We start from the raw sequence: 10,363 nt of genomic DNA, 5'->3' as shown, positions 1-10,363 counted from the left end.
CCCGGCCGTCCGTACGCCCCGGCCGCCCCCCGGTCCCGGCCCCGACGTCATCGGCGACGGCACGGAACGGGGGCGCGGATCAGCGGGCGCGGGCCGCCTGGGCCGCGACGGCGGCGGTCATCAGCTCGGCGTCGAACAGCGGGGCGTCGGCGAGGCGGTGGGCCCCGGCGTAGGCGTTCAGCATGGCCTTCGTGGTGCGCAGGGCCGAAGGGGAGCGCTTGAGCAGCGGCTCCGTCCAGCGGTCGACCACGGCGTCGAGCTGGTCCTCCGGCACGACTCTGTGCAGGATGGCCAGCTCCGCGGCCTTGGCCGCGTCGAACCTCTCGGAGGTGAGGAGCAGTTCCCGGCTCCTGGCCGCCCCCGTCTCGTACAGCATCCGCGCCGTGATCCCGCCCCAGGCCGGCGGAACACCGACCCTCAGCTCCGGCAGCCGGTACTGGCTGTCGTCCGCTCCGACCCGCAGGTCGCAGAAGACCGCGAGCCCCAGCCCCGCCCCGACCACGCCGCCGTGCAGCCGCGCGAGGGTGACGAGCCCGGTGTTCGCCAGCAGGTCGCACATCCGGCGCGCCTTGTTGGCGAGCGCGCGCATGCCCGCGTTCCCGGTCTCGGGGGAGTGCAGCGCGGAGAATTCGGCGAGGTCACCGCCCAGGCAGAAGTCCGCGCCCTCGCCGGAAAGGATCAGCACCCGGAGCGTGGGGTGGTCGTCCAGCGCGCCGAGGACGGCGAGGAGTTCGTCGAGGAGCACACCGGACAGGGCGTTGCCGGTCTCGGGGCTGTTCAGCCGTACTCTCACCACCGCGTCGTCGTGCTCGACGGACAGGTACTTGAGATCATCAATCATATTTCTTGATTCCTGACGGACGGTTTCTGGAGGCAGGGCGTGATGAAACGATGCGTCCCTTCGGTGGGAGTCCGCTCAGCCGGCCGCCACCATGAGGCGGTTGAGCCGCCGGAACGACACCCGGGGTTCCCACGCGGGCGGTTCGCTTATTCGGATCCGGGGAATCCGCTTGAGCATCGAGGTCAGCAGCAGTTTCCCTTCCAGCCGGGCCAGTGGCGCACCGAGGCAGTAGTGAATTCCGCTGCCGAAGCCGAAATGGGGCGGCTTGCGGCCGACATCGAAGTTCTCGGGGTCGGGGTACTGCCGCGGATCGTGCTGGGCGGCCCCGACCATCAGCTGCACCATCTCGCCCTCGCGCACCAGGGTGTCCCCCAGCACGGTGTCCCGCGGGGCGGTCCGGCTGATCGCGTGTATCGCCGGGTCGTAGCGCAGGGTCTCGTCGACCACGTACGGGATGTACTCGGGGTGGGCGCGCAGCCGCTCCAGCTGCCCGGGGTGCTCCAGCAGCAGCCGGACCATGCTGGACAGCAGGTGCTCTGTGGTCTCCAGCGCGGCGACGATCACGAAGACCGCCATGGAGTGGGCCTCGGCGTCGGCCCTCTCCCGGTCCGGTTCCAGCGTGTCCCAGGTCGCGATCCACGAGGAGACCGGATCGTCCCCCGGGGTCTCGCGGCGTTCGCGCACCAGCGCGGTGAAGTACTCCTGGAGGCCGCGGGCCGCCGCGTCCGCCCGTGCCAGCTGGCTGGGGGACGGGAAGAATTCCTGGCTGAGGGTCTGATCGTTGGTCAGTGACCTCAGCAAGGAATAATCGGAGGAAGGAAGGCCCAGCCATTCCCCGATCGACCTGACGGGCAGCTCGTCGGCGACCAGGGAATTGAAATCGGCCGCACCTTCGAGCAGCTTGCTCTCGAAAAGGTCGAGGACCTTCTCGACATTCCTCGCGATCGATTCTTCTATTTCTGCCAGTTTGTTTCGGTCGAACATGTTGCCCGCCGAACGCCGCACTCTCGTATGGTGCGGCGGATTGAGCATGGGAAGTGATTTCGCCGTTTGCAGTGAAGCGGGTGTGTTCCAGCGGGCCGCGTTGCCCTGGCTGGTCCGCCACTGGGTATCCGGCACTTTCCACGTTCTGCTCCTCATGACCTCGTCGCAGAGAGCGTACGAGGTGACGAGGTGTCCGCCCCAGGGGGAGGGGACTATATCGCCGAGATTCCGCAGCTCCGAGTAGAGGGGCCGGGGATTCGACTGACCTTTCCTGGTGCGTAGCCGAGAGAAAAGCGATGCCACGGTGCGGCGGTCGACGGCAGGGGTGGTCAGGGTGGGTTCCACGAGAATCTTTCTCTCAAAGGATCACGTAAGGTTCCAACCCTGACTACCCCTCGGGCGGAACGCCCATGCGGCCGCGACCGTCCACGTCATGTAGCGGATGTCACCCCTTCCACCAGGAGAGGAATCCACTCCAGAAAGTCCCCTTTTGGGGGCGCCGCTGCTGTTCGGTCACCGGTGTCTTCGGCGCGGAACGGACATCGGACGGGAAATGCGAGGCCGCCGGATTTTCCTTTCGTACCGGGGTGAACCGGGCGGGGAGCGCGGTGAGCGCGCGGTGCAGCGGGCCCGGCCGCCAGCTCAGCGAGGAGGCCGGAACGCTCAGCTCGATGTCCGGCAGCCTGTTGAGCAGCTTCTCGATCGTCAGGACGGAGATCAGCAGCGCGGGGTCCTTGGCGGGGCACGCGTGCGGGCCCGCGCCCCAGGCCAGATGGGCGCGCTTGCTGAGCGTCTGACGGCTCGTGGAGAGGCTCGGATCGCTGTTGGCGGCGGCGAAACTGATGAGCACGGGGTCCCCGGCGTTCAGTTTGGTGCCCGAGAGGTCCACGTCGTACACCGGGTAGTGGCCGGCCCAGTTGGCTATGGGCGGGTTGTTCCAGAGCACGTCGTTGATGGCGTCCTCGACCAGCAGGCTCGCGCCGTGCTGGTCCCCCGCGTACTTCTCGTCGGAGAGCAGCAGCCGCAGCGCGTTGCCGATGAGGTTCTGGGTGGGCTCGGCGCCGCCTCCGATGAGGGTCATGATCTCGGAGATCAGCTCCTCGTCCGTCAGCCGGCTCGGATGCCGCATCAGCCAGGAGGTCACGTCGTCGCCGGGCTGGGCGCGCTTCAGGGCGACCAGTTCCATCAGCGTCTCTGTCAGCAACTCCATGGCCTTGTCCGCCTCGACGCCGTCCATGAGGCAGGAGATGCTGTAGACCAGCTGGTCGCCCAGTTCGGCGGGGCAGCCGAACAGCTCGTTGAAGACCAGCAGCGGCACCAGTTGGGCGTAGTCGGCGACCAGGTCCACCCGGCCCCGGCCGTTGAACTGGTTGATGAGGTAGTCCGAGACCCGGTCGACATGCCGGCTCAACCGGTGCGTGTCGATCTTGGCGAACGTCTCCGTGACCGCCTGACGGTGCCTCATGTGCTCGGCGCCGTCGGAGTAGAGCGAGTTCGGCCGGTACAGCATCATGGGCACGATCGCGCTGTCCAGCGGCACCTCGCCCGCGTTGAGCGCGCGCCAGCGCCGCGCGTCCCGGACGAAGGTCTCCGGGTTCTGCAGGACGTGCAGCGCCGCCGCGTAGTCCGTGACGAGCGAGGCTTCCACGCCGGGCGACAGCTCGACGGGGGCGGCGGGGCCGAACTGCCGCAGGTACTCGTAGACGGCGTTCGGATCGGCGGCGAACTCGGGGGTGTACAGGGGGACGCTCTTGCCGCTGTCGTGCGCCGGGCAGCCCGGGGGTGGGGCGGGGAAGTCCGAGGGGGATTGCATAGGGGCCGGGCTCCTAGGTGAGGCGTGACTGGAGGTAGCGCACGAGCGTGATCAGGGCGTTCGCCGAGGAACGCTGGTCACGCGCGTCGCAGTTGACGAGAGGCGTCTCGGGCAGCAGGTCGAGCGCCTCCCGGATCTCCGCGTCCTCGTGATTCGGGCGGTCGTCGAACCGGTTCACGGCGATGGCGTACGGGATGCCGTAGTGCTCGACCAGGTCCATCACCGGGAAGGACTCCTCAAGGCGCTCCGGATCCACCAGGACCAGCGCCCCGAGCGCGCCCCGGGACATGTCCTCCCAGACCTGTACGAAGCGCTGCTGTCCCGGTGTGCCGAAGAGGTAGAGGACCAGCCGCTCGCTGAGGGTGAGCCGGCCGAAGTCCATCGCCACCGTCGTCGTGGTCTTGCCGGGCGTGCCCTTGAGGTCGTCGATTCCCTCGCCCGCCTGCGTCATGACCTCTTCGGTGCGCAGCGGCGGAATCTCGGACATCGTTCCGATGAATGTGGTCTTTCCGACGGCGAAATGACCGACCACCAGGATCTTCGCCGCGGTCTGCACCGATTCGCGCAGATAGACGCCGTCATCCAAAGCGGGCTTGAAGGCCATGCAGCACCTCCTCCAATATGTTCCGGTCGACAAGCTTCGCGGCAGGGATCGGGGCCCGCGTGATGAGGTACCCCGCCTGGGTGAGATCGGACAGCAGAATCTTGACGACGCCCACCGGGAACTGCGTGTGCCCGGCGATTTCGGCGACCGAGAGATGGCCCCCGGAGCACAGCTCCAGAAGGCGTCTTTTCTCCGGGTCCAGATGCTGTGTCGAAGGGGAGTCCTGCGCCGTTGTCACCAGGGTGATCAGCGAGAACTCGTCGTCGTCGAGCAGGCTGCGTCCGTTCGTGATGACATACGCAGGAACTAATGGGGTGGCGGCCTGTTCCTGATCCGGTTCGTCCGGTGTCGTCATGCCTTGGTGTCAGCAATCTCGCGAGGGGGGCTGGTCAGGGCTTTTCCGAGCTGGCCGACAAGCTGCTGCATACGGAAGGTGATCTCGGCCATGTCGACGTCGGGCGTCGCGGAAACGGCGAGATAGGCGCCTTCGCCGGCGGAGATGAGGAAGACCCAGCCGTGGTCGAATTCCACCAGGGTCTGACGCCACTGGCGGCGCTGGGTTCCCGGTACGCCGCAGAAGTCGACCACCGTCCGGCTCAGCGACTGTATTCCGCTCATGGCGGCGGCGACGGTGTCGGCCTGGTCCTTGCCGACATCCTTCGAGCGCGCCATCAGGAGGCCGTCGGCGGACACCAGAATCGCGTGCTGCGCCTCGGGCACTTCCAGGGCACTGTCAAGCATCCATGACAGGTCGTAATTCACTGAGTCTCATGCCCTTCGCTGCTTGCGTTGGTGGAACGGCGGCCGGACTGCGTCCCGCGCTGGAACGCGCCCATGACGGATGCGGCCTGTTCGCTGGAGCGAACCGGAACGTCCGGTGAGTCGGCGGCGGGAACGATCGATATCGCGCCTCTGCGCCGGCGTTTGGGCAGACCGCCGAAGGTGGTTGAGGGAGCCACCGGGTTCTCCGCGGGCGGCATCGGGGAGGACGCCGCCACGGCGGGGAACTCCTTGGGCTCGTGCTGGGGCTCGGGCTCTGGCGCCGGCATGGTCGTCAGGAGTTCCTCCGGGAGCAGCACGACCGCTCGCACACCGCCGTAGGGGGAAGTGGAATCCACGGAGACGGTGAAGCCGTACCTGGCGGCGAGGACACCGATCACGGTGAACCCGAACTGCGGCGGGTTGCCCAGGCCCGAGACGCCGGGGGAGCGCTCGCTCGAAAGGAGCTTCGCGGCCCGGCTTTTCTCCTCCTCGTTCATACCGACACCGGCGTCGTCGACGATGATGCAGACGCCCTTGGGAACGGGTCGGATATTGATCTCGATGATCGTTTCCGGGGCGGAGTAACTGGTCGCGTTGTCCAGCAGTTCGGCCAGGGTCAGCGCGACCGGTTCGACGGCGCGGCTGACGATCGCGAAATTACTCTGGGCCCGGATCTCCACACGGGTGAAGTGGCGGATTCTGCCCTTCGCGCTCCGCACCACGTCGTAGAGGGACGCCGCGGCGCGCTGCCGGCCGAGCCAGCCGTCGCAGAGCACGGCGATGGACTGGGCGCGCCGGGCGAACTGCGAGTTCATGTGGTCGATGTCGAGGAGGTCCTGGAGAATCTGGAGTTCTCCGTACTTGTCCTGCAACTTCGTGATCGCCAACTGCTGCTCACTGGCGAGCCCCTGAAGCGTACGCATGGCGGACTTCAGAGCGGTCTTCGTCGCTTCCTCGGCCCGGTCCTTCGCCTCTTCGACGGCCTCGGCGTAATGATTTTCGAGGTTCGCGTAGTGAGTCTTCAGCTCCTCTTTCTCTGTGCGTAGCTCGGCGATCTTCTTCCTGCCGCGAATAATCGCGGTTGCGGCGACAGGAGTACCAGCGATCAGACCCCAAAGCGCTGGATCCTGGAGGTATTGCGTCATAAGGCTCTCTTCGGGCGACTGGGCCACCGGTTACTGAATGTCTGGCGGGTGTTGTCGAGTACGCCCCCAGTTACAGGCATCTCGCGGCCACAGGTATGTGGGATCGGCCGCGCATACTCGCCTGGCCGGACAGCCTCGAAAGGCCCGGCTGATGGCATAGTTCTCCCCGGGGTGGCGGATTCTGGGCCGATGCGCTGACTTTCCTGGTTATGCCATAGCGGGTTTGGCACCACTTGGCAAGCGTGGCGATCTTATCACCACGGGCTGATCGGACCGTGGGTCGATCTGTTCCTTTTCAGGCATCTGACGGCTATTCAGCGGTGCTTACGTTTTGGGGTGGTTGGTGAGCGTTGCGGGCCCCTCTGGTGCCGCTCGGGTCCGGGGGCGTTGCCTATTTTTCGGGCGAATCATCCCCTCGGCCATGCCGGAAGGCACGTGCCACCGGCACAGTCGTGATGAGGTCGTGATGAGGTCGTGCGGAGCCGGTGCGGATGTGGCGTCCCGGCAACCACTGTCAAGCGCACTTTCCACCGACCCGCGGGGAGACGAATTTCCGTCGACCCGCCATGGGTCGGGTCGTTACAGTGCGAAGAATGGGTGACTCGTACACGAATCCAGGCGTTCCCGACCGACGTGGTCCCTTGCGCTACTTGTGGTGGCTGGTGAGGAGTCAGCGCGGCCGGGCGGCGGCCGGGGCGATGTGGGGCAGCGCCTGGATGGTCGGTCTGACCGTTCCGCCGTATCTTCTCTCGCGCGCGATCGACGACGGACTGGAGCCCGGCGACCGGACGGCGCTCCTCGGCTGGACCGGCGCGCTGTTCGCCGTCGGGGCGCTGAACGCGTGGATCGGCATCATGCGCCACCGGACCATGACCAGGATCAGGATGGACGCCACCTTCCGTACGGTGCGGGTGGTGATCCGGCAGGCGACCCGGCTCGGCGCCACGGTGCCGCGCCGGATCACCGCGGGCGAGGTCGTGACCATCGGCATCGCCGACGTCAAGGCGATCAGCAAGGCTCTGACCGTCGTGGGCCCGGGCGTCGGCGGGGTGCTCGGATACACCGTCGTGGCCGTCCTGCTGCTGTCCGTCTCGCTGGTCCTCGCGGCCGTCGTCCTGCTGGGGGTGCCGCTGCTGGTGGCGGTGGTGGGCCCGCTGCTCAACCGGTTGCAGCGCGTCGAGACGGTCTACCGCGAGCGGCAGGGCGCCCTCGCCGGCCGCTTCGTGGACATCGCCGGCGGGCTGCGGGTGCTCAGCGGGCTCGGCGGCAAGGACGTCTACGCGGCGCGCTACCGCCGCGATTCGGCCGACGTGCGGGCGGAGGGATACCGGGTCGGCGCGGTGAGCAGCTGGATCGACGCCCTGGCGCTCGGTCTGCCCGCGCTCTTCCTCGCCGCCGTGACCTGGCTGGCCGCCCGGCTGGCCGCGCAGGGCACCATCTCGGTGGGCGAACTGGTCGCCGTGTACGGCTATGTCGCCGTGCTGACCGTCCCCATCTGGTTCTTCATCGAGGGCGGGTACGACGTGAGCCGCGGCCTGGTCTGTACGCGCCGGGTGCTGCGCTTCCTCGACCTGGAGCCCGAACTCACCGACGCGGAAGGCGTCGTGGGCACGGCGGCCGGGGCCGGGGCCGGGGGAGTGCTGCGCGACCCCGCCTCCGGTGTCGAGGTGGCGCCCGGTCTGTTCACCGCGCTGGCCTGCGCCCGCCCGGCGGACGCCGCCGAGATCGCCGACCGGCTCGGCCGGTTCACCGCGTCGGACGCGACCTGGGGCGGGGTACGCCTCGACGGGATCGCCCTGCCGGTCCTCCGCGACCGCGTCCTCGTCGCCGACAACGAGGCCGACCTCTTCGCCGGGTCCCTGCGCGCGGTCGTGGCGGGCCGGGCCGACCGCGACCCGGACGCCATCGCCGGAGCGGTCCACGCGGCGGCGGCCCAGGACATCGTCCTGGGGCTGCGCGACGGACTCGACTCCCCGGTGCTGGCCCAGGGCCGCAATCTCTCCGGCGGTCAGCGCCAGCGCGTACGGATGGTCCGGGCGCTCCTGGCGGACCCCGAGGTCCTCATCGCGCTCGAACCCACCTCGGCGGTCGACGCCCACACCGAGGCGGCGCTCGCGGCCCGGCTGCGCACCGCGCGCGCCGGGCGTACCACCGTCGTCACCAGCACCTCGCCGCTGCTGCTGGAACAGGCCGACCGGGTCTGCTTCCTGGTCGACGGACGGACGGTGGCGGTCGGCACCCACCAGGAACTGCTGGCCCGGCAGAGCGCGTACCGCGCCCTCGTGGCCCGCGGGGCGGCGGACGACGGGCAACACCCCCACGACGAGCGGCAGTCCCACGAGGAGGCGGCGCGATGACAGCGGTCCGGACACCTGCGGACCAGGCACCGGCGGATCCGGCACCGGCGGACCAGGCGCCGGGGGACCAGGCGTCGGCGGATCCGGCCGGATCCCCCCGCCTTCCGGTGGCCGACCGGCGCCGGGTGCGCCGCGCCGCCCTGGAGCTGGTACGGCTCGACAGCCGCGCGCTCGCCGCCGCCGCCCTGCTCAGCGCGCTCGCCGCGGCGGCCGGACTGGTCGGCCCCTGGCTGCTCGGCCGCATCGTCAACACCGTCCGGGCCGGTGGCGGGGGCGCGGACATCGACCGGTACGCGCTCACCATCCTGGTCTGCGTGCTCGTCCAGTTCCTCCTCGCGCGCCACAGCCGGCTCCTCGCGTACCGCGTCGGCGAACGCGCCTCGGCGCGGGTCAGGGAACAGCTCGTCGACCGGGCGCTCGCCCTGCCCACCGCGGCCGTGGAGCGGGCCGGCGCGGGCGATCTGACCACCCGCGGCACCACCGACGTGGCCGTGATCGCCACCACCCTGCGGGACGTCGGGCCCGCGGTGTTCATCTCGGGCATCGAAGCGCTGTTCATCCTCGGCGCGGTCTTCTTCCTCGCGCCGCCGCTCGGCGTCGGGGGCCTGCTCGGCCTGGCGGGCATCTGGTTCGCCGCCCGCTGGTACCTGCGCCGCGCCCGCACCGCCTATCTGGCGGAGGGCGACGCCAACTCCGTACTCGCCGAGGTCCTCTCCGCGACGGCGTCCGGGGCCCGCACGGTCGAGGCGTTCGGCCTCCAGGAGCGCCGCCTCGCCGCGGGCGAGGAGGCCGTCGAGGAGTGCCGGCGCACCCGCAACCGCACCCTGTTCCTGCGCAGCGTCCTCTTCCCGGCCGTGGACGTGTCGTACGTCGTGCCGGTGATCGTGGTCCTGGTGGCCGGGAGCCTGCTGCACGACCACGGGGCGGTGAACCTCGGCACGGTGGTCACCTGCGCGCTCTACATGCGGCAACTGGGCCAGCCGATGGACGAGATCCTGCAGTACATGGAGCAGCTCCAGAGCACCGGCGCGTCGTACGCGCGCGTCGAGGGCGTCGGCAGCGGCGAGGCGGCCGAGGACCGGCCGGCCGGACCCGCCCCGGCCGACGGCCGGATCGAGGTCACCGGCGCGCGCTACGCCTACGACGGCGGACGCGATGTGCTGCGCGGCGTCGACCTGACGGTACGGCCCGGTGAACGGCTGGCCGTCGTCGGCGCGTCCGGCGCGGGCAAGTCCACCCTCGGCAGGCTCCTCGCGGGCATCGACCGCCCGCGCGAGGGCGCGGTGACGGTCGGCGGGGTGGAGATCGCCGCCCTCGCGCCCGAGCAACTGCGCCGCCAGGTGGTCCTGGTCACCCAGGAACACCACGTGTTCATCGACACCGTCCGCGACAACCTGCTCATCGCCGCGCCCGGAGCCACCGACGGCGAGCTGCGTGCCGCGCTCGACGCGGTGGGCGCGGGGTGGGTCGACGAGCTGCCGAACGGCCTCGACACCGGGCTGGGCGCGGCCGAGTTCGCGCTCGACGGTGCGCAGGCCCAGCAACTGGCCCTGGCCCGAGTGGTCCTGGCCGATCCGCACACCCTCGTACTCGACGAGGCGACCGCCCTGCTGGACCCGGCCACCGCCCGCCACGCGGAACGCGCGCTGGCCGCCGTGCTCGCCGACCGCACCGTCATCGCCATCGCCCACCGGCTGCACACCGCGCGGGACGCCGACCGGGTGGCGGTGATGGACGACGGCCTGCTGACGGAGCTGGGGACCCATGACGCGCTGGTGGCACGGGGCGGCGCGTACGCCCGCCTCTGGCGCTCCTGGCACGGCGACCCCGCCCCGGTCCCGGCCCCCGCTCCGGCCG

9 protein-coding genes are annotated in these 10,363 nt (G+C 69.7%); 2 read left to right on the top strand and 7 right to left on the bottom strand.

Annotation, left to right across the window (positions count from 1 at the left end; genetic code table 11):
• Positions 1 to 79: 79 nt before the first annotated feature.
• The 7 genes from DVH02_RS17835 to DVH02_RS17805 form a co-directional block, all read right to left on the bottom strand.
• Complete coding sequence (locus DVH02_RS17835) at positions 80 to 841, bottom strand: enoyl-CoA hydratase/isomerase family protein (RefSeq protein ID WP_114624809.1); 762 nt, start codon at positions 839 to 841, stop codon at positions 80 to 82.
• 75 nt (positions 842 to 916) lie between these two features.
• A complete protein-coding gene (locus DVH02_RS17830) occupies positions 917 to 2,170 on the bottom strand; it encodes a cytochrome P450 (protein WP_114624808.1) in 1,254 nt (417 codons plus the stop codon).
• 100 nt (positions 2,171 to 2,270) lie between these two features.
• Positions 2,271 to 3,638, bottom strand: coding sequence for a cytochrome P450 (locus tag DVH02_RS17825; RefSeq protein ID WP_114624807.1), 1,368 nt, complete (start codon positions 3,636 to 3,638; stop codon positions 2,271 to 2,273).
• A gap of 13 nt (positions 3,639 to 3,651) precedes the next feature.
• Positions 3,652 to 4,242, bottom strand: a complete 591-nt coding sequence (locus DVH02_RS17820) for a GTP-binding protein (RefSeq protein WP_114624806.1) — start codon at positions 4,240 to 4,242, stop codon at positions 3,652 to 3,654.
• A complete protein-coding gene (locus DVH02_RS17815) occupies positions 4,217 to 4,597 on the bottom strand; it encodes a DUF742 domain-containing protein (protein WP_114624805.1) in 381 nt (126 codons plus the stop codon). Before DVH02_RS17815 ends, DVH02_RS17820 begins: the two co-directional genes overlap by 26 nt.
• The gene (locus DVH02_RS17810) at positions 4,594 to 5,004 is read right to left on the bottom strand and encodes a roadblock/LC7 domain-containing protein (protein WP_114624804.1); all 411 of its coding nucleotides are present in this window, start codon (positions 5,002 to 5,004) and stop codon (positions 4,594 to 4,596) included. The genes DVH02_RS17815 and DVH02_RS17810 overlap by 4 nt, the downstream gene beginning before the upstream one ends.
• The gene (locus DVH02_RS17805) at positions 5,001 to 6,149 is read right to left on the bottom strand and encodes an ATP-binding protein (protein ID WP_114624803.1); all 1,149 of its coding nucleotides are present in this window, start codon (positions 6,147 to 6,149) and stop codon (positions 5,001 to 5,003) included. Before DVH02_RS17805 ends, DVH02_RS17810 begins: the two co-directional genes overlap by 4 nt.
• A 593-nt stretch (positions 6,150 to 6,742) precedes the next feature.
• Here DVH02_RS17805 and DVH02_RS17800 point away from each other — a divergent pair.
• Both DVH02_RS17800 and DVH02_RS17795 read left to right on the top strand, forming a co-directional pair.
• Positions 6,743 to 8,506: an ABC transporter transmembrane domain-containing protein gene (locus DVH02_RS17800; protein ID WP_114624802.1), complete on the top strand. Its 1,764-nt coding sequence runs from the start codon at positions 6,743 to 6,745 to the stop codon at positions 8,504 to 8,506.
• The coding region (locus tag DVH02_RS17795; protein ID WP_147286076.1) for an ABC transporter ATP-binding protein at positions 8,503 to 10,363 on the top strand (1,861 nt) is incomplete at its 3' end. The genes DVH02_RS17800 and DVH02_RS17795, both read left to right, overlap by 4 nt.

It is taken from the genome of Streptomyces corynorhini (assembly GCF_003346515.1).
GTDB classification, from domain to species: Bacteria; Actinomycetota; Actinomycetes; order Streptomycetales; family Streptomycetaceae; genus Streptomyces; species Streptomyces corynorhini.
Note: the sequence above shows the minus strand (reverse complement) of the source record. Positions and strands in the feature narration are given on the sequence as shown.